The organism is Salegentibacter holothuriorum, from assembly GCF_900168045.1.
GTDB classification, from domain to species: Bacteria; Bacteroidota; Bacteroidia; order Flavobacteriales; family Flavobacteriaceae; genus Salegentibacter; species Salegentibacter holothuriorum.
Map to the genome: position 1 here is coordinate 210,957 of NZ_FUYY01000002.1, position 25,193 is coordinate 236,149.

Below are 25,193 nucleotides of genomic sequence, written 5' to 3' on the forward strand. Positions count from 1 at the left end.
TAATTTATTAAGCTTCTGTTGTATTCCTAATTTTGGTTTGGTACATCACGTTCGGCTTAGTACCTACATATTCCAATAAATGATACATCCTGTCATCTTCTTTCTTATCCCTAATCACAGCACCTTCATTGTTAATATCACCAAACGTCATAGCTCCTTTATCACAGGCTGCAGAACAGGCTGTTTGGAATTCACCATCTTCAATCACCCTTCCATCACGTTTAGCATCAAGAATGGTTTTTTGAGTTTTCTGAATACACATAGAACATTTTTCCATAACCCCTCTTGAACGCACAGTTACATCAGGATTAATAACCATTCTTCCAAGGTCATTATTCATATGGTAATCAAACTCTTCATTTTCAGCATAATTAAACCAGTTAAATCTACGTACTTTGTATGGACAGTTATTTGCACAATATCTTGTACCCACACAACGGTTATAGATCATTTGGTTTTGCCCCTGTCTTCCATGAGAAGTTGCAGCAACAGGACACACAGTCTCACAAGGAGCGTGATTACAATGCTGACACATTACAGGCTGGAATACCACCTGAGGATTATCTGCAGGCTCCTCCAATTCCCCGAATTCAGAAAGTGAACTTCCTAAACCAGAAATATTTTCCTTTTTATCCAGATCGTCAATAAAACTATCTTCTGAAGAATAATATCTATCAATACGCAACCAATGCATATCACGAGAACGTCTAACTTCACTCTTACCTACCACAGGAACATTATTCTCTGCGTGACAGGCAATAACACAAGCCCCACAACCAGTACAAGCGTTAAGATCTATAGAAAGATTAAAATGGTGACCAATACTACGATCAAAACCATCCCACATATCTACTTCCGGTGAAGTTACCGGCTTCTCAACGTGATCTAAGGAAACTTGAGGAACAGAATTCCACTCTTTAACATCTTTAGTATTAAATACCTCTAAAGTAGTTTCCTTGATAATATCTCCACGACCCATTAGGGTATTATGAAGCTGAACGCAAGCAAATTCGTGAACACCGGGAGCTTTCTCGATAGTTACAGATTGCACTGCATTTAAGTTTTTATATAAAGGGTAAGCATTTACACCTACTTGCATTTCTTCCTGCACTCCAGATTTCTTGCCATAACCAAGAGCTAATCCAACTGTACCTTTTGCCTGTCCTGGCTGAATAAGCACAGGAACATTTTCAACAACAACCCCATCTAAAGTTATGTTAGCATAACTTCCATTTAAGCCACCGTTAGAGACATTTTCGTTTTCAAGACCCATAGACTCAGCATCAGCCTTCGAAATAGTCAGGTAATTATCCCACGATGCTCTTGTTAGAGGATCTGGCATTTCCTGCAACCAGGGGTTATTCGCTTGCTGACCATCTCCCATAGAAGGTTTGGTATAAAGCGTTAGCTCCATTCCATTATTTTCTGAAGGTCGAGCCAACTCACTGGCAGCCGTCGCAACATTTACAGATCCTGAAGCTTCAGATGCTTCAATTTCCACTGGGGAAGTCGCTTTAAAAACACCATCATGAAGCGCGGTATTCCACGAAGGGATACTACCACTCCAGGTTTCTTTTATATACTCGTGATAAGATTTATCATTATCAGTCCATTTCAACAAGCAATCCTGAAATTGTCTTGTATCAAATAATGGTCTAATTGTAGGCTGCATCAAAGCAAAATCTGACGCAGTATATTGAATATCCCCCCAACTCTCTAAATAATGAGGAGTTGCAGCAACAAATTTACAAAGCTCAGCTGTTTCATCTGGTTTCATACTAAAAGCCAAAGAAACATCCACATTAGACAAAGCTTCAGTAAATTCATTAGCATTTGGCAAAGAATAAGCAGGATTCACACCCGCCATTAATACAGCACCAACAGCACCAGACTTCATGTCTTCAACAGCCTGCATCACCTCCTCAGCATTACCCTGACGGATCATACGAGGATTATTAGCATCCATTACACCACTTCCAAGCGCCTCATTAATTGCAAGCACTAAAGCTTGAGCATTAGCATCTGGAATTCCAGAAACAACTACAGCTCCGCTTCCAGCCTTTCTTAATTGACGTGCAGCTTTAACAACAGCATCGTCTATTTTGGCTGGTAAATCACTAGTAGATGAACCACCAGCAACATAACCATATAATGCCGCCAATACAGCCTTTTGCTGTGATGGAGTAACAGGAAAACGCTTATCTGCATTCGCCCCTGTTAAACTCATATTAGATTCAAACTGGATGTGGCGTGACATTTTACCATTTTCTGGCACACGTCCTTTAGCATAGCCAGCATCGTAACCACCACCCTGCCAGTCACCAAGAAAATCAGCACCAACAGAAACAATAGTTTCCGCTTTAGAAAAATCGTAATTTGGTAAAGCTCGCTTTCCAAATTTAGCCTGAAAAGCATTTAATGCATCATTTTCAGAAACTGTATCGTACACAACATGACGTACATTAGGATACTTTTCTGAAAACTCTTTAATCAATTTTGTTGTTGAAGGACTGGCAAATGTTTGAGTTAACAAAACAATATCACCCGAAACATTACCCAGAGCACTTCCAACCTCACGGTCAAACTCCTCCCAGGAAACGTTTCTCCCTTCAATCATTGGGCGTTTCACCCTATTAGCGTCATACATTGACAATACCGAAGCATGTACACGAGAATTAACCCCGCCCTTAGACTTCGATAAATCATTATTTTCAACTTTAATAGGTCTCCCTTCTCTGGTTTTCACCAATACACTGGCAAAATCAAAACCATCTGCAATAGTAGAGGCGTAGTAATTAGCCACCCCAGGAACAATACGCTCCGGTTGCACCACGTAGGGAATAGATTTAATAACAGGTCCTTCACAAGCAGCTAATGAAGCAGCTGCCGTACTAAACCCAACATATTTCAAGAAATCTCTTCTTGAAGTCTTTGAACTTTCAAGAGATTCTTTATCCCCAAGAAATTCATTAACCGGAATTTCCTCAGCAAATTCTTTTTGTTGCAGCGTCTCAACAACAGAGCTGTTTTCATTTAGCTCTTCAACACTTTTCCAGTATTTTTTGTTTGATGACATATATATCTTGATATTAACTTCTTAATTAACCCCGATTACTCGGGAAAAAAATTTTAGTAATGGCACTTCGCACACTCAAGGCCTCCCATTTGAGCAACTGTAAGCTCTTCTACACCGTACTTTTTAGATAATTCTTCGTGAATTTTCTCGTAATACTCATTCCCTTCCATTCTAACATTGGTTTCACGGTGACAGTTAATACACCAACCCATGGTTAACGGTGCATCCTGATAAACCACTTCCATCTCCTCAATTGGACCATGACATTTCTGACATTGAATACCACCAACCGTTACGTGTTGCGAGTGATTAAAGTAAGCGAAGTCTGGAAGGTTATGAATCCTAACCCACTTTACAGGCTTCTGCTCTCCAGTATAATCCTGTTCTGCAGGATCCCAGCCTACGGCATCGTATAGCTTTGCTATCTCACCGTCGTAAAACTCCTTAGAATATTCTTCGGTTGCAGTTTCAGGAGAAACTTCAGATATTGTTACGTGACAATTCATACACACATTAAGAGACGGAATACCCGAATGCTTAGATGTTCTAGCTGAAGAGTGACAGTATTTACAATCTATCTGGTTATCACCAGCATGAATTCTATGCGAATAATGAATTGGCTGAATTGGCTGATAGCCTTGATCAACACCAATTTGCATAAAGAATCCATAAGCAAACCAACCAACTACCAGCAAGCCAAAAACGGCACTTACCAATACCAAGAATTGATTTTCAACAAAAGATTTCCAAATTGGCTTTCCTTTTGGTTTTTCAGTAACCACAACACCACTTGCCTGAGCAAAATTTCTTAGCGTTTTATTAACAAGAAACAATACCGCAAGCAGCATCACCAAAACAAAAAGAAGTATTCCTAAAATAACATTTACAGAAACACCTCCGCCTGAAGATTCACCTCCAGTAGACCCACCGCCAGTTTGAGCCACTTTAGGCTCTGGTTTAGGTTGCTCTACATACGCAAGAATATCATCAATATCAGCATCTGACAATTGAGGAAAAGCCGGCATTGCGGTTTTATTATACTCCTCATAAACAGCTACAGCCTCATCATCCCCAGAAGCAATTAACTCCTGACTATTCTTTATCCACCGGTACAACCAATCCATATCCCTTTTCTCGGTCACCCCATGAAGGGCAGGACCAATTCCAGCAGAATAAGGCTTGTGACATGCAGCACAAAGCGAATTAAATAAGGATTTCCCATTCGCGGGATCCCCAAGATCTGACATAGCTGAAGAATCTTCCGAAGACTCCTCAGTTTGCTCCTGGCTGCCGGCTGCGGCATCTTGCGAGGCCTCATCCTGTGCAATTCCCAAAACGCTGAATGAGATAAAGAATGCTACACTTAAGAGCAATAGTCGCGAAGTTGAGTGGCGGTATTTCACCTTTTTCATATTATAAGTTGAATTAACGTCTTAACTTTGGTACGGTTTTTAAGGCCTTAAGCCTTAGTAATATTAACATTTCGCACCATTAAATTCGGCAACAAAAGTAATACTTAAAGTCGATTTTAGGAATGATACATATGTGTTAATCGGTAATTTATACTAGTTCTAAATAATAAAACACATCTTGTTTAAGTTATTAAATTATACTTTTGCCTTAAATAAATAACTATGAGAAAATTAAGCTTAAACAAAATTCTATTGAGTTGTTTTATCTCAGGGATTTCTTTTCTGAATTTAACAGCACAAGAAGGACAAGTGAATATAAATGAAAACGATAAGATCACTAAACTTCTGGAATTAAAATCTGAAATGAGCAGCAATAACGAAATTGGGGATCGCTTTAAGATTCAGCTCTTTTACGGGAATAATGGAGAGGCCAATGAAGTTATTAAGGATTATCGCAGCAAATTCGAATACCCTTCTTTAATTGCTTATGAAGCTCCAAATTACAAAGTATGGGTAGGCAACTTCAGAAACCGTCTGGAAGCCGATAGAGCTCTTCTCAAGATAAAAGAGAGCTTTCCTTCTGCCTTTATCCCCAAGCCACGACGCAAATAGATTTAAAGAGCGATTTTCAGAAAAATCAGAACATAAAAAAAGCGGCCTAAAGCCGCTTTTTTCTATTTAGTATAAAACTTTATTATTTAAGTTTCTTTTTAACTTCTACTTCACGGAAGGATTCTACTACATCACCTTCTTTAATATCATTGTAATTCTTAACCTGAAGACCACAATCATAACCTTTCGCAACTTCCTTAACATCGTCTTTAAAACGTTTTAATGAAGCTAGCTCTCCAGTATAAACCACAACGCCATCGCGAATTAAACGAATTCCTGCACTTCTGTAAATCTTACCAGAAGTAACCATACAACCTGCAATGGTTCCAACTTTAGAGATCTTAAAGGTTTCCCTAATCTCTGCAGTACCGGTGATCTCTTCTTTAAGTTCTGGAGAAAGCATTCCTTCCATCGCATCTTTAAGATCGTTGATTGCATCGTATATGATAGAGTAAGTTCTGATATCAATTTCTTCCTTATCAGCCACCTGTCTAGCATTTCCAGCAGGACGAACGTTAAATCCAATAATTACCGCATCTGAAGCTGAGGCAAGCAACACATCACTTTCTGTAATAGCACCTACTCCTTTATGAATAATATTCACCTGAATTTCTTCGGTAGATAATTTCAGGAAGCTATCGGTCAAGGCTTCTACAGAACCATCAACATCACCTTTAAGGATAATATTAAGCTCTTTAAAGTCACCTAAAGCAATTCTTCGTCCAATTTCATCCAGGGTAATGTGACGCTGAGTTCTAACACTCTGCTCACGTTGCAACTGAGTACGTTTAGCTGCAATATCTTTAGCTTCACGCTCATCTGCCATTACCTTAAACTTGTCACCCGCTTGTGGCGCACCATCAAGTCCTAGAATAGAAACCGGCGTTGCGGGTCCTGCTTCTTTAACTTCATGCCCACGCTCATCGTGCATTGCTTTCACCTTACCACTATGGCGACCTGCTAACACATAGTCTCCAATTTTTAAGGTTCCTGCCTGTACAAGGATAGTGGCAACATAACCTCTACCTTTATCAAGGAAGGCCTCTACTACTGTACCCGTGGCAGCTTTAGAAGGATTAGCTTTTAATTCTAGAATTTCAGATTCCAGTAAAACTTTCTCAAGAAGCTCTTCAACCCCCAATCCTGTTTTAGCTGATATATCGTGAGACTGGACTTTACCGCCCCAATCTTCTACAAGCAAGTTCATACTTGCAAGTTTTTCTTTAATCTTCTCTGGATTCGCAGTTGGCAAATCAGACTTGTTAATGGCAAATACTATAGGCACTCCTGCCGCCTGAGCGTGAGAAATAGCCTCTTTAGTTTGCGGCATCACATCATCATCTGCAGCAATTACAATAATCGCAATATCTGTTACCTGAGCACCACGAGCACGCATTGCCGTAAAGGCTTCGTGACCGGGAGTATCCAGGAAGGTCATTTTTTGACCGTTTTTAAGCTCTACTCCATAAGCTCCAATATGCTGTGTAATACCACCACTTTCCCCGGCAATAACATTCTCTTTACGAACATAATCCAGTAAGGATGTTTTACCGTGATCTACGTGACCCATTACAGTTACAATTGGCGCTCTATCTTCAAGATCTTCCGGATTTTCAGGTGCTTCTTCTACGGTTTCCTCGATATCAGCAGTTACAAAGTCTACTTCATAACCAAATTCATCTGCAACAATAGAAAGCGTCTCAGCATCTAAACGCTGATTCATCGTTACCATCATTCCAAGAGACATACAGGCTGAAATCACTTTCGTTACCGGTACATCCATCATCGTAGCAACTTCACTTACGGTTACAAATTCCGTAACCTTTAAAATCTTACTATCAGTTTCCTGTTGCGCAAGATCGTCTTCAGAGCGTTGACGGTGTTGATCTCTTTTATCTCTTCTATATTTAGCTCCTTTACCTTTACCTGATTTACCCTGAAGTTTTTCCAGAGTCTCACGAACCTGCTTTTGAACTTCTTCTTCGCTAGGCTCTTCTTTAGTAATAGGTTTCGCTCTTTTTCTTGGGGCTCCTTTTTTACCACCACCCTGATTTGAAGCTCCTGGCTTCACATCTTTACTAATTCTACGGCGACGCTTTTTACGCTTCTCCTTCTCTTTCTTTTCTTCGGCGGCTTTCTTATCGTCTTTTTTCTTTTCCGGTTTTTTAAATTGAGAAAGATCAATCTTCTTCCCGGTAAAGTTAGGCCCGTTAAGCTTGGTATAATTAGTTTTATGAGTCATAGACTCAGGCTCTTTAGCCTCTTCTTCTTTAGCTGAAGGCTCCGCTTCTTTTTTAACAGGCGCTTCAACTTTTTTATTCTCTTTAGAAGGTGTTTCTTCTTCCTTAGATTTTTGAGGCTCAGGTCTTTCTTCCTTGACTTCAGGCTTTTTGACTTCTGGGCTTTTGGCTTCAGGCTTCTTGGCTTCAGGCTTCTTGGCTTCCTCGGGCTGCTTAGGCTGCACTTGCTCTGACTTCTCCTCTTCTTTTTCGACTTTTTTCTCCGGCTTTTTATCCAGATCAATCTTGCCTACTTTTTTAGGACCAGCCAATTTTGCTCTTGAAGAGACTGCTGCTGCTTCGTCTTTACGACGATCATCTTCTTTCTTCTCTTCGGCTTTGCGTTTCTCTTCAAGCTCTCTTTCTCTTGCTAAACGCAATTCTTCCTTCTCCTTTCTCTTTTCTTCACCTACTTCCTTAGACTCAACTTTCTTGGATTTGTCGGTCTCAAATTCATCAGAAAGCACCTGATAAACTTCTGGTGAGATTTTGGTAGTAGGACGTGCCTCAATATCGTGACCCTTAGAATTTAAAAATTCTACAGCCCGGTCTAACGAAATATTGAATTCACGTAATACTTTGTTTAGTCGCATTGTTTTTGCTTCAGCCATAAATTGCCCTCTAAATTAACCTCTTTTAATTATTTATATTCTAATGAGTATTTTACTACTCTTCAAATTCTTCTCTTAAAACCTTCACTACTTCGCGAATGGTTTCTTCTTCTAAGTCGGTAAGTCTAATAAGATCCTCCAATTCTTGTTCCAAAACACTTTTTGCAGTGTCAAGTCCAACTCTAGAAAATTCTTTTATTACCCAATCTTCAATTTCATCAGAAAATTCTTTCAATTCAACATCTTCTTCTACTCCTTCTCTAAACACGTCTATTTCATAACCGGTTAACTGCCCGGCAAGTCTAATATTATGACCTCCACGGCCAATAGCTTTAGAAACTTCTTCTGGCTTAAGCATCACCTCAGCCGTTTTATTTTCTTCATCTAATTTAATAGATGTAATTTTTGCAGGACTTAAAGCCCTGGTAATATATAATTGATCGTTATTGGTGAAATTGATCACATCTATATTCTCATTCCCCAATTCACGCACAATACTATGAATTCTAGATCCTTTCATACCTACACAGGCACCAACAGGATCTATTCTATCATCATAAGTATCTACCGCTACTTTTGCTTTTTCACCAGGAACTCGAACCACATTCTGGATGGTAATTAAACCATCAAAAACTTCAGGAATTTCCTGTTCAAACAGCTTTTCAAGAAAGACAGGAGCGGTACGAGAAAGAATAATAGTTGGCTTATTTCCTTTAAGCTCTACACTTTCTATTATTCCTTTTACATTATCTCCTTTTCTAAAGAAATCTGAAGGAATTTGGCGATCTTTTGGCAAAACGATCTCGTTCCCTTCATCGTCTAACAAAATAATAGCCCTATGCCTAATATGATGAACTTCAGCGGTGTAAATTTCGCCTTCAAGCTCTTTAAAGTGCTTGAAGATATTAGTATTATCGTGTTCGTGAATTTTAGAAATAAGATTTTGTCTTAAAGCCAAAATAGCACGACGCCCCAAATCTACAAGTTTTACTTCTTCTGACACATCTTCACCAACTTCAAAATCAGGCTCAATTTTTCTAGCCTCGGCAAGAGAAATTTCCTGATTAGGATCTTCTACTTCACCATCAGCAACCACAACCCTATTTCTCCAAATTTCGAGATCTCCTTTATCTGGATTCACAATAATATCAAAATTATCGTCTTCACCATACTTTTTCTTTAAAGCACTCCTAAACACATCTTCAAGGATGGCCATTAGAGTTACACGATCTATCAATTTGTCATCCTTAAACTCTGAAAATGACTCAATCAAGGCGATATTTTCCATATCAATTTGAGGTTAAAATGTTATCATAACTTTAGCATCGGTAATCTCAGAATACGGCAACACCAATTCTTTTTGAACGGTATGCTTTCCTTTCCCTACGGGTTTAGGCTCTCTGGCTTTCCAGTTAAGCTTAATACCGTTCTGATCTACTTCAGTTAAAGTCGCTTCAATTTTTTCGTTATTGGTAGTCACCTGCAGTTTCCTGCCCAGGTTCTTCCGATATTGCCGTTCCAGATGTAAAGGTTCAGAAACTCCCGCCGAACTAACTTCCAAAGAAAAATCCTCTTCTTCTCTATCTAGATTGTGTTCCACTTTACGGCTCACCGCAATACAATCATTAACAGAAACACCATTATCACCATCTATTACAACCGAAATCTTGTTGTCTTTAGTGATGTTAAGGTCTATTAAAAATAATGAATTATTTTCCTGGAAAGCTTCCTTCAACAAATTTTCTACTTTATCCTGCAACATAGCTTATAAAAAGAGGGGACTCTGTGTCCCCTCGCTGTACTTTTTTAGTTTCAACGCTGCAAATATAATAATAATTTCAGAGAAAGAAAACCAGACTTCAAATGAAATTTTATTCTTAACTTTAATAAAGCAATCATTTTTAATCTCTTAGAAGAATTTATGAAAAAGATCCTCGTTCCAACCGACTTTTCCGATACTGCAGAACATGCATTAAAAATTGCTGCCCATTTAGCAAAAAAACATCAAAGTGAAATCTATCTTTTACATATGTTGGAATTACCTATGCAGCTTATAGATCCAGTAGGTGGAGGTAATAGTCAAAATTTACCGGAATCTCTATTCTTTATGAAATTAGCCCACCAACGTTTTACTAAACTTATGGCTAAACCTTTTTTAAAAGACATAAAAGTTCATGAAACGGTAATGTTTCATCAAGCTTTTAATGGCATTATGGAAGTAAGCGAGGAATATAAATGTGATATTATAATTATGGGTTCTCATGGGGCTAGCGGTTTTAAAGAAATGTTTATTGGAAGCAATACAGAGAAAGTTGTTCGCTCTTCCAACATTCCTGTACTTGTAATAAAAAATGAACATGAAAAATTTGAGATAGAGAATTTTATTTTCGCCACAGATGCAGACACGAATGACAAAAGAACCCTGGAAGCCGCTTATGATTTTTCAAAGCTCACCGAAGCTAAATTTCACATACTTTTTATTAACACTCCAAATAATTTTATTACCAGTACAGAGGTTAGAAAGCGTATAGAAAACTTTGTTTCAAACACGAAGGTAAAAGATTTTAAAATACATATTTACAACGATATAAGTGTAGAAAAAGGGATTTTAAGTTTTGCTCTAAAAAAACAGAAAACCCTAATTGGAATTGGTACTCACGGACATAAAGGTTTGGCACATTTTTTTAATGGAAGCATAAGCGAAGATCTAGTAAACCACGCCAATATGCCGGTAGTAACTTTTAAAATCTAAATAAAAGATTTTAAAGCACCATTTCTTATATTTTTCCATAAATAATTCCAGAATGACTTGGTTTGGGTACGCTGGGTCTTTATGTTTTTCTGTTCCTTTTCTGCTGAAGTTGCCTCGTTATTAACTATTAGGTTTGCTAAGGCAGAAAGGAACTTATTCTTTTCTTCCCCGTCTTCCTGAAGCACTTCTACTTTAAAATCATCATAAATCAGCTTCATATCACCGGTAGATCTTTGGCTATTTCCAGTAAAGTTGAATCGCATATCTCTAATTCCACCTTCAGATTTCACATTTAAGGCCGGCTTCAAGAATTCATTAATTCCTTCGCTCGAAATCCTGTCCATTTGTCCCGAAATAGTAAATACATCTGCTCTATTAGAGATATCAAAATTCCAATTTACATTAAGATTAGCCTCTCCCATAAACTGGGTTTGCACATCTATATCGGTTCTGGGAAAATCCTTTTTAGAAATTCCCATATTCGTAATATTATAAATACTGGCATCTAGATTTTTAAAAGTAACCTTCCCCGCCCCTCTTTTAGCCTTAATCAATTCTTCATATTGTATAGCTAGATCCTTTACCTTAATGGTATCCAGCTTTAATTTAATAGGTAACTCCCGAATCATTTTACTATACATGGGCTTTTGGCGCGTATCATCTTTTACTCGCTTATCACGGTAAATTTTTATATCTCCATTCGCTATTTTCACTTTTTCACTTAATAGGCTAAGCGAATCATTTTTCAGATTCCAGCTGAAAGAATTAAGCACCAATTTCTCTATGCTTAGATCAAACCTATCTTTCTCGTACGGGATATGCTGTTGGAATTCCTGTTTACCATACAAGGGTTTAATATTAATTTTGCTGAAAGTAAGCGAACCACTATCCATTTTTATATTCCCCACAAAAAGATCGTGTTGTGTGTTAAGATTAAAAAACAAACTGTCTGAAGCCATTTGAAGTTGCTCATAATTAAACGGAAACCCATTTTTTAAAGATTCCTTATCTGCGCTTACGTCTTGCATATTAAGCGACGGAATGCTGGCAAAAAGCTGATTTTTAACCGAATCGTTTTTAGCCATTTTAAAGCTAGCATTAGCAACCTCTACAGATTTGATCAACAGGTCTAATTTTGTTGAATCTCCATTTTTAGAGGAATCTTTTTTCTTTTCTTTCTGGGCTTCGGTATAAATTGTTACTTCAGGTTTGATAAGTTTTAGGCTAGAAATTTGAATTTTCTTATTGCTTAGGTATGCCAGAATATCAATCCCATCAAGTTCTATCTCCTCTGCATAAATTTGTATACCGTTTTTCTTAAAAACAGCCTTACTCAAGGAAGCGCTTCTACCTAAAATACTCGCATTCAAATTTTCATATTCAAATTCGGCCTTCTCCAGGCTTTCCTCCAGGGCAACTTCTATTTTATTTTCTATAAATAGATTACCCCCAATAATAGCGAGAACCAGCACAAAAAGAATAACAATAAAACCGAGAATTATTTTAGATCTTTTCTTCAAATTACATTTTTTACAACTGAAATTTACAATTTCAAAACACTAAGCCTCCTTGTTTAAGAGTTTTTAACTTAAAAAATTAACCCCAAAGTTTTCTTTGCGTTAAATTTTAGCAAAAGACTATAAACATCAAATTATCAATAGTTTTTGATTGTATATTTGCCCGACAACCCCAATAGAAATCATGATTTTTAAATTAAGCATCAAAGTAGTATTCATAGCCGCAGAAATCTTTCTAGCGGTATATAGCTTTGCGCTTAGTGATAGTCTCCTTATCAAGTTTCTTTTCTTTGCAGTAACAGCGGTAATTATCGCTTTTTCTTTAACCAAAATAACCAATAAATTACTACCAGTAGATAAAGATTATATTTCTTCGGAAGAAGAAGATAACGAGTAGACTTTATAAACTATCAGTATATTAAATCCGGAGATTTTTTTCTTCGGATTTTTTTTATATTCCCCACTATGAAGCTAATTTGTATTTCAGATACTCATAATAAACACAATCAAATCCCAATTCCTGATGGTGATGTCTTAATTCATGCAGGAGATATTACCGAAGGTGGCACCAAAAGAGAGGTGGTAGATTTTCTGGAATGGTTTTCTTCACAGCCACACCAACATAAAATATTTATTGCCGGCAACCACGATTTCTATTTGGAAAAAAATGAGGATAAAAATATTCAGGAAATCGTTCCACAGAATGTATTTTATTTGAAGAACAATGGTGTATGCATCAATAATATTAAGTTTTGGGGTTCTCCCATAACACCTGGAGACGGCACCTGGGCTTTTAATCAAAAACAAACTCAAAATATAAGTGAACATTGGGAGCAAATTCCCGAAGACACTCAAGTTCTTATTACCCATACTCCACCCTATAAGGTTAAAGATGTATTAAACAATGGGAAGCACGTGGGATGTGCGGCTCTATTAAAAGCGCTTCAAAAACGCCAAATAGGATTCCATATTTTTGGGCACGTTCACGATTCTTATGGGATTACTTCTATTTCAGGAACAAAATTTATTAATGCTTCCTGCCTGGATAATAAAGACAGATACCTACATAAACCCTTGAGCATCGAGCTTAAATAAATACAAAAAACTTCTTTCCATCGTTATAAAGAAATACCCCTAATTTTATTGTAGGATATTTCCCTCATTAAAAAATCTGCGAAACCTAATTAAATTTAAAAAAGCGACTTTAGTCGTTAAATATTTGCTAATCATAGCTTTATTAAATCTTTTTTAACAGAGATAAAGAAATCTAAGTGTAATTTAGCCAACGCTAACACCTATAATACCAATACCTATGAAAATCAATATTAATCCCAATGAAACGCTCGATGATTTTAAAAGCTTAATTTCCTATAGTATCTTTCACTTGAATTCAGAAGAAAATTCAAATTTCACTATACTGCACCGTGCTATTATCAAAAAATATTTTGATGCTAAGAATGTTAGAATTAACTATAAAGAGCATACCGTAGACTTACAAATACCGGTGGGAAAAAGAAAATATACTGGAATCACTTTTGAATGCCAGGACTTAGAACGTTTTCTAAAATCTTGTTTAAAGAAAGATGAAAAGAGCGTGGGGTTTTACCACGAAGCTTTAAATCATTATAACATATTTAACGCAGCTTAATACTTTAAGCAGTTAAAATTTAGAGCCATACGTAGTAGCGTATGGCTTTTTTATTATTCCACAATTAATTATTCAGCTTACTAATGATTTAACTAAAATTAGTTAATTTTGAAATTTCGTACCTAAAGTTACAATTCAATTATTTTTGCAGCGTTAACCAGATACTATGAGTAAAAATCAACAGCCCACAGATCATAAAAAATATTTCATTTTTGAAAAAAAGAATTATATGTTCATGTTTATTGGTCTGGCCGTAATAAGCCTTGGGTTTATGCTTATGGCCGGGGGTGGTAGTGACGATCCAAATACTTTTAATCCCGACATTTATAACTTTCAACGCATTCGTTTGGCTCCAACCTTAGTACTTCTTGGTTTCGCCATAGAAGTATATGCAATTCTCTTAAATCCCAAAAAGTAAACCACATTGAACGAATTAGACGCGGCCATACTGGGAATTATCCAGGGGCTAACTGAATTTCTACCCGTTTCTTCCAGCGGCCATCTAGAACTAGGTAAGGCATTATTAGGCGATAACAGTATACCTAGTGAATCTTTACTTTTTACCGTAATTCTTCACGCTGCAACCGCATTGAGTACCATAGTGGTCTTTAGAAAAGATATTGTAGAAATCTTTAAAGGACTTTTCCAGTTTAAATGGAATGAAGAATTTAAATTTTCTCTAAAAATTGTGCTGTCTATGGTTCCAGCAGCCCTAATCGGAGTTTTCTTTGAAGAACAATTAGAAAGTTTATTTGGCGGAAATATAATATTTGTTGGGTTTATGCTTATTGTTACAGCGCTCCTATTGTGGCTGGCAGACAAAGCCAAAAACACAAGCAAACCGGTAAGTTACAATAATGCTTTTGTGATAGGTGTTGCACAAGCAATCGCAATTTTACCCGGAATCTCAAGAAGCGGTGCTACAATCTCTACTTCGGTATTATTAGGAAACGATAAAACCAAAGCCGCTAGATTTTCGTTTTTAATGGTAGTGCCTTTAATATTAGGAAAAATTGCAAAAGACCTTTTAGACGGTAATTTAATGGAAAGTTCTACTTCTTTCTCTGTTCTTGCAATAGGTTTTGCCACTTCCTTTATAGCTGGACTAGCGGCTTGCACATGGATGATAAGTATTGTTAGAAAAAGTAAACTTTCCTATTTTGCTATTTACTGCTTTATTGCCGGAATTGTCTCTATAGCCGTTGCCTATTATAATTAGAAATCGAAAATTTTATGACTACAGAAATTGAAAAATTTACTCCTGAAGATTTTAAGAACGGCAAAATTCTCGTTTTTGACAAACCCCTGGAGTGGACTTCTTTTCAGCTGGTGAATAAAGTACGTTGGCTAATTAGAAAAAGCTGCGGAATAAAAAAAATTAAAGTAGGCCACGCCGGCACTTTAGATCCTTTAGCAACCGGTGTTCTGGTTATTTGTACCGGGAAATTCACCAAAAGAATTCCCGAACTACAGGGAACCGAAAAAGAATATACCGGCACCTTTACCCTGGGGGGCACCACTCCTTCTTTTGATATGGAAACTGAAGTTGACAAAACTTTTGAGACAAGCCATATTTCTAAAGAAAATCTAGAGGAAGCTGCGCTTAAACTCACTGGGGATATCAAGCAGGTACCTCCAGTTTTCTCAGCTTTAAAAAAGGATGGAAAACGACTTTACGAATATGCTCGAAAAGGAGAAGATGTAAAAGTAGAAAGCCGAGCTGTTACCATAAAAGAATTTGAGGTTGACGCACCAAGGTTTCCCGAAGTAGATTTTAAAATAGTTTGCAGTAAAGGCACCTATATAAGAAGTATGGCTAACGATTTTGGGCTCTCGCTTCACTCTGGCGCTTATCTTTCTTCCTTAAAGCGTACTCGTGTTGGAGAATTCACTATAGATAATGCTTTAGACCTGGAGTCTTTTGAAAAATTATTACCTTCAGCATAAAATAAACCTGCTTAGGTTTTGTTTTATAGCATGGATTTTTTCGAAAAACATAAAGCCCTCATTATTACCGTACTTTTTTGTTCGGTATTAATTCTTGGACTTTATAATTTCAACTTATCACAGCAGAAAGAAATTGAGCAGCAGATGCTGGTAGATTTGGAAGAATATACCAAAGCTAAAGAAACTAAGGAAGAAAATCCAGTAGAAGAACCTAAAAATAAAATCCCCGAAAACTCACCGAAAACGCATAGAGCATTTAACGAAAACCAGGAAGCACGGGAAGAGAATTTTAACAGGGAACTGGACGAAATTCTGAAAAAAAATAGTGCTCAACAAGAAGAAGCCTCAAACAATGAAAATGATGCTTCTACAAATGGGACCTTCGCTACCGGTAAAAAAACAGACAAAAAAAGATCTGATGGTGATAATACTTCAGAAGATATTTCAAGAAAATCAGGGAGTTTAAGAAATAGCTCTATTTCATTTTCGCTTCGCGGAAGAAATGCCGTTTCCATCCCAAATCCTATTTATACCTGCGACAATCCAGGGAAAATTGTGGTGAATATTACTGTAAATGCTGAAGGACGGGTTATAGATACTGATATCAACAAAGCAAGCTCAAACTCAGACAACGAATGTTTAACAGAAAAAGCACTCGAATATGCCCTTAACGCCAGGTTTTCGCGGTTAGCCGGCAGGAATGAACAACCAGGTACGATCACTTACAATTTTAAACCTTAAGAATGGAAAAACTAAACCGCTGCGGATGGTGTGAAGGGGATGAGCTCTACGAAGCTTATCACGACAATGAATGGGGTGTACCCGTGTATGATGATGATACTATTTTTGAGTTCCTAATCCTCGAAACCTTTCAGGCTGGTTTAAGCTGGATTACGGTGTTGCGTAAACGCGAAAACTTTAGGGAAGCTTTTGATAATTTTGATTATAAAAAGATAGCTAATTATTCCGAAGAAAAAATTCAGGAATTACTTCAAGATTCTGGAATTATAAGGAACAAGTTAAAGGTTAGAGCCACGGTAACCAATGCTAGGGCTTTTATAGAAGTTCAGAAACAACATGGTAGTTTTAGTAAATATATTTGGAGCTTTGTTGATGGCAAACCTATACAGAATAAAATTGAAAACTACAAAGAAGCCTCTGCAACTACCGAGATTAGTAATAAGTTAAGCAAAGATCTTAAAAAGAAGGGCTTTAAGTTTGTAGGCTCCACAGTAATATACGCACATATGCAGGCTACGGGAATGGTGAACGATCACGAAATATCTTGTTTTAGACATTCAGAAGTGAAAGACCTGGAAAAATAGCTAGCTTTTATTTAAGCGATATTCTGGTTAAAATCTAAGCAGGGGAATCTAAAAAGCTAAGAAATTGGTCCCGTGAAATTTCCACTGCGCCAAGACTTTCTAAATGCTGGGTATATACCTGGCAATCTATGAGTTTAACTCCGTCTTCTTTTAATTTTCTCACCAGGGTGATAAATCCATATTTAGAAGCGTTACTTGCCCTGGTGAACATACTTTCCCCACAGAAAACCTTCTTATCCTCCAGATAAATTCCATATAGACCGCCAACTAAATTACCTTCCTCCCAAACTTCTACAGAGTGCGCTATATTAAGTTCATGTAAATCCCCAAAGCAATCTATCATTTCCTGGGTAATCCAGGTGCCGTGCTGGCCAGCACGTCTTATTTCGGCGCAAGCTTCTATTACAGCTCTAAAATCTTTATTAAAAGTTACTGTGAATTTCTCTTTCCTCAGCAACTGTCTCATACTCTTTGATACTTTTAAATTCTCTGGAAAAAGAACCATTCTGGGGTCTGGACTCCACCATAGTAAAGGTTGAGAGGCATCATACCAGGGAAAAATCCCATGATTATATGCATAGATCAATCGTGGAATACTCAACTCTCCACCAATAGCCAACAGTCCATGTTCATCTGCTTCAGAAATGGGCGGGAATTTTTCGTTATGATCTAAAAAATGCAATTAACCGGTATTATTGAATGAATAGGAAATGTACAAAAAGAAAAAGCTTAGCCATCTTAATAGGATGCTAAGCTTTTTATAATTTGAATCTAATTTCACCCTGAGGTGAAACTTAGAAAAATTCAATTATTTAATTCAAAATTACTTGATTTTCTTTCAAAAAACGACTAAAAGGGAAGATCGTCATAATCTTCTTCATTTAGGTTGTTGGCAGGTTCAAAATTATCTGGTGGCGGTACATTCTGCCCTCCGGCAGACTGCTCTGCCTGTAAATTTTCTATTCTCCATCCCTGAACAGAATTAAAGTACTTTGTCTCGCCCTGTGGGCTTACCCACTCTCTACCTCTTAGGTTAATTCCAATTTTTACCGGCTGTCCTACCTGAAAATTGTTAAGTAAGTCTGTTTTATCCTGTACAAACTCCACCATAATATGTTGTGGATATTGCTCCTCGGTAGTTACTACCATTTCTCTTTTTCTAAAACCATTATTTCCAAAGGTTTTAGTTTCTCCTATCAATTTAATCTTGCCTTGTACTTCCATTTTAATCTGTTTTTGCTAATAATAATTTCCAGGCAGCATTTGTATCATTTTTCTCCAAAAATAACTGTGCCTGTGTATGAATCTCTTTTTTATTATTGGTTTTTACCAATTCTTCTAAATCTTTATTTTCTGCTATAAAACTCGCAATTTCTTCATCTTTTGGGAGTGCTTCTACATTTCCCAGTTTACCCAGATCATTACCGGTTAGGGTTTTACTTTTCCTAATTTCAGCAGGAATAGCATCTATTCCAATCCCTAAACTAGAAAGTGGTTTTGGCACCTCAAACATTCCCAGGTTGGCACGGCTATACCAGTTCCCGCCCATTCTCGCAACGAGATCTATTTTATGCTGATCTATAAAACCTTCTTCATCCAGAATATTTTCATTAATATGCATTTTAAGTACTTCACAAATCACAAGATTTCCGGCACCACCTTCCTGGCCAGTTTCAACAACCTGCTTTACTTTACACTCAAATTGCACTGGCGATTCAGCTACCCGAAATGGTCTTACCAGTTCCGATTTCAGCATTGAAAAGCCTGCTTTTTCAAATTCGTTTACGCCTTCAGCATATTCCGTACTGGAAAGAGACATTTGCTGCACAATATCGTAATTCACAATATTGATCACCACCTCATCTATATTTTTCACATTATTGTAAGTATGCTTTACCGTATTATCACGCCCCCTTCTGGCTGGCGAAAAAATTAGGGTAGGCGGGTTAGAACCAAAGACATTAAAGAAACTAAAAGGTGACAAATTTGGTCGACCTTCAGCATCTATCGTACTGGCAAAAGCAATGGGCCTTGGCCCAATGGCTCCCAGCAAATATCTATGAAGTTTTCCTGTGCTAACCTCCTTAGGATCTATTGTAAGCATACTTATTTTTTGGCAAAGGTAACGAAACCATTAGGGAATGAAAAGCCGGGGCATGCAATAAAATTCGTTTAAAAACGCTTATCTTTAAATCTTTCAAAGCTTAAAAGCCTTTATGAACTTCACAGACGAACGCAGATTTAATCGCTGGTTTATTATTATCTCGTGCTTTATTGTTGTAGCCCTAGTATTATGGAATACCAGTATTTTTTTTCAGCGTTTAAAAGAAGACGAAAGAGCAAAAATGAGCGTCTGGGCTAAAGCACAAGAAGCACTTGATAGGGAGCCTCCTCCAGAAGATGCCGATCTGGATCTTATTCTTGAAATTTTAAACAACAATACTTCTATACCTATTATTCATACTGATGCCGATGGGAAGATTGCGTATACCACCAATATAGATCCAGGAAAGTTAGAAGATGCAAAACGTGCCGAAAATTTATTAGCAGGTTTAAAAGATGAAAATGAACCTATTATTATCAACCTTGGAAATGGAGAGAAACAATATATTTATTATGGAAATTCACCTGTTCTAAATAGCCTTAAGTATTATCCCATAGGATTAGTGCTAATAGGCTTTCTCTTTATTGGGGTGGTTTATTTCTTTTATACCACTACCAAATCTAGCGAGCAAAATAAACTTTGGGCCGGAATGGCTAAAGAAACAGCGCATCAAATTGGCACCCCATTATCTTCGCTTATTGGGTGGACAGAAATCCTGAAACAGGAAAATGTAAATGAGTCTTATATAGCCGAAATGGAAAAAGATATTACGCGGCTGGAAACTATTACAGAGCGATTTTCTAAAATAGGCTCTTCTCCAATTTTAGAAAAAACAAATATTATTGCAGCTACGCAACAAAGTTTCGATTATTTAAAAACCAGAAGCTCAAGACTTATAGATTTTTCTTTAGATGTTCCAGAGGGGAATATAACAGTAATGTTAAATCAGCAACTTTACAGCTGGACTATAGAAAATCTTGTGAAAAATGCTATAGATGCTATGCGCGGAAAGGGAAAACTAAATATTAGTATTCAGGAAGATCAAAAATGGGCACATATCCTTATTAAGGATACAGGAAAAGGGCTGGAAAAAAGCAGATTCAACCTTATTTTTGAACCCGGCCATACCAGTAAAAAAAGAGGATGGGGATTGGGATTATCTCTAGCCAAAAGAATTATTGAAAGTTACCATCACGGCAAAATTAAAGTAGAAGAAAGTGAGATTAACAAAGGTACAACTTTTAAGATCTCCCTTAGAAAAGTTTAAAACTCAGAAAGCTTCTCTCTTAAAGCTTCAGGAATCCTACAGCTTTTATTTTTTTTAAAATCGTAACAAACCACCACGTCTTTCCCTTCGGCACAAACCTCATTTACTTCATCTAAGATCAAATGTTTTAAGCCGAAACTACTATTTTTAATAAAATCGAGTTTGGTTTTTACAATGGCCTTACCGGGATAATACAACGACTTTTTAAAATCGCAGTGTGTAGAAACCAACATGGTGCCAATACTACTTTCTTCATACATTTCGTAAATCCCGGAAGCCTCCCAGAAATTTACACGACCTGATTGCATATAACGCATAAACGAAATATTATTTACGTGTTTATACATATCTAAATCGCTCCAATCTATTCTTAGCTCGAGCATTAACTTATAAGTTTCAAGCTTCATTATAGATTCACGTGAATAGATGCTGCCAATTCCTTGAATTCTTCTTCCTCCATTTTAACACTGTTAGAGAAATCCATGTCACTCATACTATTTAACGGAATAAGATGTACGTGTACATGTGGAACTTCCAGACCTACTACAGCCATCCCTACCCGCTTGCAATCCACGGTTTTTTCTAAAGCGATCGCTACTTTTCGGGAAAAACGCATCAATTCCTGATATACTTCCTCTTCCAATTCAAAGATTTTATTCACCTCTTTCTTTGGAATACAGAGAACGTGACCTCGCGCATTAGGATTTATATCCAGAAAAGCCAAAAACTGACTGTCTTCTGCGACCTTATAAGCAGGCACTTCGCCCCTTACTATTTTAGTAAACAAACTAGCCATAATAATTATTGAATTAGTTAATATCTTAAATATAAAATCCTTTTCGCAAAACCCTAGTTAAAGGTATTGGAAAAGGATTTTTTAAACTGTTAAAAACCGGAAATCTATTCTCTCCAGATATCTAAAACTTCAAATTTCATGGTACCACTAGGCACATCAATTTCTGCTGTATCGCCAACTTCTTTACCCAATAAACCTTTACCTATTGGGGAATCTACCGAAATTTTACCTGCTTTAAGATCAGCCTCACTTTGGGCTACCAGCTTATATTTTACTTCGGCTCCATTGGTTTGGTTCTTTATTTTTACGTGGGAATGCACCAGCACTTTTGAAGTGTCTAACTGAGACTCGTCAATAACCCTTGCGTTTGCAACCACTTCTTCCATTTTAGAAATTTTCATCTCTAAAAGACCCTGTGCTTCCTTAGCAGCATCATATTCTGCATTTTCACTCAAATCTCCTTTATCCCGGGCTTCGGCAATAGCTTCAGAAGCTCTTGGCCTTTCTACATCACGTAGCTGATTTAGTTCATCTCTCAACTTTTTTAGCCCCTCTTTAGTATAATAAGATACTTTGCTCATAACGTCATCGTTTATATAAATAGAAAAAATCCCATAGCACGACGGGATTTGTTTAACAAATATAATAAATTTACGCCTTGAAAACAATAATATTATTTAGCGAAAAATTTGCCGATATGACGAAAAAAATACTCGTTTTACTTCTATTTTCAATAATTTTTAATGGGTGCTCCACAAATGATGATAATTCGCTTAATAACCCTAACCTTATCAATTTAAATTTCAGGCTTCAACTAAACCTTGATTTTCCCGAATACAATGACCTTCAATTTCCTGGAAATAGTTTTGTAACTTATAATGAAGGTATACGCGGAGTGGTGGTGTATAATATTAATAATTCACAATACACTGCCTTCGAACTAAGCGACCCAAATCATCCGCCAAACACTTGTTCTGCAATGAGCGTTGAAGGGGTAGTTGCTACTTGTAATTGTGAAGATGGTAATTCCTATAATATTATTACCGGAGAATTATTAGAAGGCGAAGGCGAGTACGCTATGAAACCTTACCGAATTGAACGCCGCGGAAATATGATTGAGGTTTATAATTAAAAAACCCCTCCCCTCCCATTAAAAAGAAGGAGAGAGGCGACAAACAAATTAAAATTTCAAAGTAATTCCGCCTAAAAAGTTGGTAGTAGCTTGTGGATAGTACCCGGCACCATCTAAAGTTTGCACCCCAGTTGAATTGTCTGGATTCTCTACATTAAAAGTGTAATAATAGCCGTTAGAAACATATTCTTCGCCAAAAATATTATTGACCAATCCTGTAAATACCACCTCTTTAAATAAAGGTGCATTTCTCCAGGTATACTGAATATTAAAATCGTTCACAAAATAGGCATCCAGTTTAGATGTTTTGGCTTCAATATTACTCATATATTGCTCACCTACATATTTAGAAAGTAGGCTTAGCTCCAGGCCGTTTACCGGCAGATAGCTAATTCGGTTACCTCCTACTATAGAAGGCGAAAAAGAGATATCTGTATTTCCAAAGTCTACAAGCTCCCCATTCCAGGTAGATACAAAATCTGTATTCTTGTTTTGGCTTAAAGCCAGGTTTGGTCTTAGTACTACTTTCTCTGAAAGTCTAATTACCGCATCTATTTCTAGCCCTAAACGATAACTATTCCCGCTGTTTTCACGAATAAAAGCTCCTACATCGTCAATACCACCTGTAAGTACCAATTGGTTTTGGTAATCCATATAGTATAAATTAGTATTTACCTGAACGCTTGGGGTACTGTGTCTCCAACCTAATTCATAATCGTTCAGTTCTTCATGTTCCGGTTCGCCATTTTCATAATCACTCCTTCTTGGCTCTCTGTTGGCGCGCGCATAAGAAAAATAGAATTGATTTTGATTGTTTAGTGCATAGGTTAATCCCGCTTTAGGATTAAAAAAAGCAAAAGAATCGTCTATAAGGAATTCGTTTCCTTCAGATAAAACCCCTTCGGTCTCATAATCTATTGTTCTAATTTGCAAGTCTAAATAACCGGCCAGTTTTTCTGAAATTGCGTAGGTTGCTTTTCCGTAGAGATTAAAATCTGTTTTTCTTCCCACGTTTTCATAATATGGCTCATAAGGATCATTATTAAGAGCAAAACGAGTATAAATCACATCCCCAAAATGATCTCCTATATACCTATTCCAGGCACCGCCAAAATTCACATCCCAATCACTATCTTTATAATTTAAAGCGAAAGTGGTACCAAAAAAATCGTTATCCAACCATTTAGTTCCTACCAAATCTGATGTAGTAACTTCCTCTCCATTAGCCTGAAAATTTGGAAGTCCAAATTCATTTAAAGTGGCATCCTCTTCATATTCTTCATAATAACCACGACCATAGGTATAGTGGAAAGCGAGGTTAGAAGACCAGTTACTGTTATATTCCTGGTTCCATAATAGCTGATAATGATCTTGCTTATAATTATCGGTTTGGTTATCGTAGAATTTAGTATTTCCATCCTCATCTGTGTATGCTCCAGCAGGATTATAGGTTCGGTCATTTTCCAGGGTTTCCCCATCTATCCCGTACCAGGCCTGGTAAGTTCTTTCACTTCCCCCGAAAGTTATAGCTTTAACCAGTGTATTATCGTCTACATAAGTAGCTTGTAAAAAGTAGGATTTTAAATCGCTGCTGGCTCTATCTATATATCCATCGCTTTTAATTTGGGAAGCACGCCCTGCAATTTCCCAGTGGTTGTTTAATAAACCTGTACTAAATTTAAGTGTATGTTTGTGGGTATTAAAAGAACCATAGCTATTGGCAATTTCGGCATTTGCTTCTTCGCTATAAGCGTCGGTTAAAATATTAAGACTTGCACCAAAAGCACCTGCTCCGTTCGTTGAAGTACCTACACCCCGCTGTAATTGTAAGTTTTCTACAGAGGAGGCAAAATCTCCCAGGTTAACCCAAAAAGATCCAAGGCTTTCTGCATCATTATATGGAATTCCATTTATAGTAACATTTGTACTTGTAGTTCCACTACCACGCACCCTAAGCCCTGTGTATCCTACACCGGCTCCCGCATCACTAGTAGTAACCACATTGGGCATATAGTTCATAAGAATAGGAATATCCTGGCCCAGGTTACGGTCTTCAATTTCTTCGTTACTAAGATTACTATACGTAATGGGAGATTGGGCGGTTACCCTTAAGGAAGATACAAGAACCTCATCTAAAACCTCCTGCGCGTCTGCAAGGTCTACATTTAAGGTTTGATCTTGATTGAGCTCTACTTTTAAACTTTTCTGATTTCCATAAGAAAACACAAGCTGATAAGTACCTTCTTTAAGCTCCAGGCTATATTTACCATTTTCATCTGTAGCTGTTCCTTTTCCAGATTCTACGGCATAAACGGCCACTCCTTCTACCGGGGTTTCCCCGCGGGTAACTTTACCCTCTAAAATGTGTGTTTGAGCTAAGGCTTGCAATGAGAAAAGGCAGAGGCCACTAAAAAATAATAAAGATTTCATTCGTAAGAAATTATTTTACGAATAAAAGGGGCTATTATTCCTTGGTTAAAATTAGATAAAAAAAATCCTGAAATTGCCCACCGGTGTTTTGGCATTTTCAGGAGTACATACTTTTTACGCGTTATGCGTATGTCCCTTGGCAGCATTACCCGCCCAGGTTCTTTGGGTATGATCTCAGCCACACTTAAGTGGCACCCCTTTGAGATTGGGGGCAAATGTATAAAGCTTTTATGGATATTCCATAGTTATTAAGTCTATAAATTTATTCTCAAAAATTAATTCATC

Annotated in this window: 25 protein-coding genes; 12 read left to right on the forward strand and 13 right to left on the reverse strand. The window is 37.2% G+C overall.

Annotated elements, in window-relative coordinates:
- Positions 1 to 7: 7 nt before the first annotated feature.
- Both B5X51_RS05260 and B5X51_RS05265 read right to left on the reverse strand, forming a co-directional pair.
- Complete coding sequence (locus B5X51_RS05260; protein ID WP_079719842.1) at positions 8 to 3,076, reverse strand: TAT-variant-translocated molybdopterin oxidoreductase; 3,069 nt, start codon at positions 3,074 to 3,076, stop codon at positions 8 to 10.
- Between the two features lie 53 nt (positions 3,077 to 3,129).
- On the reverse strand, positions 3,130 to 4,488 hold the full coding sequence (locus B5X51_RS05265; RefSeq protein WP_079719843.1) for a c-type cytochrome: 1,359 nt from the start codon (positions 4,486 to 4,488) through the stop codon (positions 3,130 to 3,132).
- A 222-nt stretch (positions 4,489 to 4,710) separates the two neighbouring features.
- Between B5X51_RS05265 and B5X51_RS05270 the strand changes: the two genes are divergently transcribed.
- On the forward strand, positions 4,711 to 5,100 hold the full coding sequence (locus B5X51_RS05270) for an SPOR domain-containing protein (RefSeq protein WP_079719844.1): 390 nt from the start codon (positions 4,711 to 4,713) through the stop codon (positions 5,098 to 5,100).
- A gap of 82 nt (positions 5,101 to 5,182) precedes the next feature.
- Here the strand turns inward: B5X51_RS05270 and infB are convergent, their stop codons facing one another.
- Genes infB through rimP form a run of 3 tightly spaced genes read right to left on the reverse strand, consistent with a single transcriptional unit; the run spans position 5,183 to position 9,752 of the window.
- Complete coding sequence (gene infB / locus B5X51_RS05275; protein WP_079719845.1) at positions 5,183 to 7,990, reverse strand: translation initiation factor IF-2; 2,808 nt, start codon at positions 7,988 to 7,990, stop codon at positions 5,183 to 5,185.
- Between the two features lie 55 nt (positions 7,991 to 8,045).
- The gene (gene nusA, locus B5X51_RS05280; protein ID WP_079719846.1) at positions 8,046 to 9,278 is read right to left on the reverse strand and encodes a transcription termination factor NusA; all 1,233 of its coding nucleotides are present in this window, start codon (positions 9,276 to 9,278) and stop codon (positions 8,046 to 8,048) included.
- A 12-nt stretch (positions 9,279 to 9,290) separates the two neighbouring features.
- Positions 9,291 to 9,752 carry a ribosome assembly cofactor RimP gene (rimP, locus tag B5X51_RS05285; protein ID WP_079719847.1) on the reverse strand — a complete coding sequence of 154 codons (462 nt, stop codon included), beginning with the start codon at positions 9,750 to 9,752 and terminating at the stop codon, positions 9,291 to 9,293.
- A 159-nt stretch (positions 9,753 to 9,911) separates the two neighbouring features.
- Here rimP and B5X51_RS05290 point away from each other — a divergent pair, with 159 nt between their 5' ends.
- Positions 9,912 to 10,742, forward strand: a complete 831-nt coding sequence (locus tag B5X51_RS05290; protein ID WP_079719848.1) for a universal stress protein — start codon at positions 9,912 to 9,914, stop codon at positions 10,740 to 10,742.
- On the opposite strand, the gene B5X51_RS05295 is transcribed toward B5X51_RS05290, so the two are convergent.
- Complete coding sequence (locus B5X51_RS05295; RefSeq protein WP_079719849.1) at positions 10,739 to 12,262, reverse strand: AsmA family protein; 1,524 nt, start codon at positions 12,260 to 12,262, stop codon at positions 10,739 to 10,741. The genes B5X51_RS05290 and B5X51_RS05295 overlap by 4 nt on opposite strands.
- Positions 12,263 to 12,443: 181 nt before the next feature.
- On the opposite strand from B5X51_RS05295, the gene B5X51_RS05300 reads away from it, so the two are divergent.
- The 8 genes from B5X51_RS05300 to B5X51_RS05335 all read left to right on the forward strand — a co-directional run bounded on the left by B5X51_RS05300 (position 12,444) and on the right by B5X51_RS05335 (position 17,179).
- A complete protein-coding gene (locus B5X51_RS05300; RefSeq protein ID WP_079719850.1) occupies positions 12,444 to 12,656 on the forward strand; it encodes a hypothetical protein in 213 nt (70 codons plus the stop codon).
- A gap of 68 nt (positions 12,657 to 12,724) precedes the next feature.
- A complete protein-coding gene (locus B5X51_RS05305) occupies positions 12,725 to 13,354 on the forward strand; it encodes a metallophosphatase domain-containing protein (protein ID WP_079719851.1) in 630 nt (209 codons plus the stop codon).
- 217 nt (positions 13,355 to 13,571) lie between these two features.
- Positions 13,572 to 13,907, forward strand: a complete 336-nt coding sequence (locus tag B5X51_RS05310) for a hypothetical protein (RefSeq protein ID WP_079719852.1) — start codon at positions 13,572 to 13,574, stop codon at positions 13,905 to 13,907.
- Between the two features lie 166 nt (positions 13,908 to 14,073).
- Positions 14,074 to 14,325 carry a DUF3098 domain-containing protein gene (locus B5X51_RS05315; RefSeq protein ID WP_079719853.1) on the forward strand — a complete coding sequence of 84 codons (252 nt, stop codon included), beginning with the start codon at positions 14,074 to 14,076 and terminating at the stop codon, positions 14,323 to 14,325.
- Positions 14,326 to 14,331: 6 nt separating this feature from the next.
- Positions 14,332 to 15,126, forward strand: a complete 795-nt coding sequence (locus tag B5X51_RS05320; RefSeq protein WP_079719854.1) for an undecaprenyl-diphosphate phosphatase — start codon at positions 14,332 to 14,334, stop codon at positions 15,124 to 15,126.
- 14 nt (positions 15,127 to 15,140) lie between these two features.
- Positions 15,141 to 15,854, forward strand: coding sequence for a tRNA pseudouridine(55) synthase TruB (gene truB / locus B5X51_RS05325; protein WP_079719855.1), 714 nt, complete (start codon positions 15,141 to 15,143; stop codon positions 15,852 to 15,854).
- 30 nt (positions 15,855 to 15,884) lie between these two features.
- Positions 15,885 to 16,595: an energy transducer TonB family protein gene (locus B5X51_RS05330; protein WP_079719856.1), complete on the forward strand. Its 711-nt coding sequence runs from the start codon at positions 15,885 to 15,887 to the stop codon at positions 16,593 to 16,595.
- Positions 16,596 to 16,597: 2 nt separating this feature from the next.
- Positions 16,598 to 17,179, forward strand: coding sequence for a DNA-3-methyladenine glycosylase I (locus tag B5X51_RS05335; protein ID WP_079719857.1), 582 nt, complete (start codon positions 16,598 to 16,600; stop codon positions 17,177 to 17,179).
- A 34-nt stretch (positions 17,180 to 17,213) separates the two neighbouring features.
- Here the strand turns inward: B5X51_RS05335 and aat are convergent, their stop codons facing one another.
- The 3 genes from aat to B5X51_RS05350 all read right to left on the reverse strand — a co-directional run bounded on the left by aat (position 17,214) and on the right by B5X51_RS05350 (position 19,283).
- On the reverse strand, positions 17,214 to 17,861 hold the full coding sequence (gene aat, locus B5X51_RS05340; protein ID WP_079719858.1) for a leucyl/phenylalanyl-tRNA--protein transferase: 648 nt from the start codon (positions 17,859 to 17,861) through the stop codon (positions 17,214 to 17,216).
- Positions 17,862 to 18,028: 167 nt separating this feature from the next.
- Complete coding sequence (locus B5X51_RS05345; RefSeq protein WP_079719859.1) at positions 18,029 to 18,403, reverse strand: DUF3127 domain-containing protein; 375 nt, start codon at positions 18,401 to 18,403, stop codon at positions 18,029 to 18,031.
- Between the two features lies 1 nt (position 18,404).
- The gene (locus tag B5X51_RS05350) at positions 18,405 to 19,283 is read right to left on the reverse strand and encodes a flavin reductase family protein (protein WP_079719860.1); all 879 of its coding nucleotides are present in this window, start codon (positions 19,281 to 19,283) and stop codon (positions 18,405 to 18,407) included.
- Between the two features lie 112 nt (positions 19,284 to 19,395).
- Between B5X51_RS05350 and B5X51_RS05355 the strand changes: the two genes are divergently transcribed.
- Positions 19,396 to 20,550 (forward strand): sensor histidine kinase, encoded by a 1,155-nt coding sequence (locus B5X51_RS05355; RefSeq protein ID WP_079719861.1) that lies wholly within the window; start codon positions 19,396 to 19,398, stop codon positions 20,548 to 20,550.
- Here B5X51_RS05355 and B5X51_RS05360 read toward each other — a convergent pair.
- The 3 genes from B5X51_RS05360 to greA form a co-directional block, all read right to left on the reverse strand.
- Positions 20,547 to 20,933, reverse strand: coding sequence for an acyl-CoA thioesterase (locus B5X51_RS05360; RefSeq protein WP_245828706.1), 387 nt, complete (start codon positions 20,931 to 20,933; stop codon positions 20,547 to 20,549). The two genes, B5X51_RS05355 and B5X51_RS05360, sit on opposite strands and share 4 nt — an antisense overlap.
- Before the next feature lie 23 nt (positions 20,934 to 20,956).
- The gene (locus B5X51_RS05365; RefSeq protein ID WP_079719863.1) at positions 20,957 to 21,346 is read right to left on the reverse strand and encodes an HIT family protein; all 390 of its coding nucleotides are present in this window, start codon (positions 21,344 to 21,346) and stop codon (positions 20,957 to 20,959) included.
- 104 nt (positions 21,347 to 21,450) lie between these two features.
- Positions 21,451 to 21,927 (reverse strand): transcription elongation factor GreA, encoded by a 477-nt coding sequence (gene greA, locus B5X51_RS05370; protein ID WP_079719864.1) that lies wholly within the window; start codon positions 21,925 to 21,927, stop codon positions 21,451 to 21,453.
- A 116-nt stretch (positions 21,928 to 22,043) separates the two neighbouring features.
- On the opposite strand from greA, the gene B5X51_RS05375 reads away from it, so the two are divergent.
- Positions 22,044 to 22,478, forward strand: a complete 435-nt coding sequence (locus tag B5X51_RS05375; RefSeq protein ID WP_079719865.1) for a Rieske (2Fe-2S) protein — start codon at positions 22,044 to 22,046, stop codon at positions 22,476 to 22,478.
- Positions 22,479 to 22,526: 48 nt separating this feature from the next.
- On the opposite strand, the gene B5X51_RS05380 is transcribed toward B5X51_RS05375, so the two are convergent.
- Positions 22,527 to 24,908: a TonB-dependent receptor gene (locus B5X51_RS05380; RefSeq protein WP_079719866.1), complete on the reverse strand. Its 2,382-nt coding sequence runs from the start codon at positions 24,906 to 24,908 to the stop codon at positions 22,527 to 22,529.
- Positions 24,909 to 25,193: the final 285 nt, after the last annotated feature.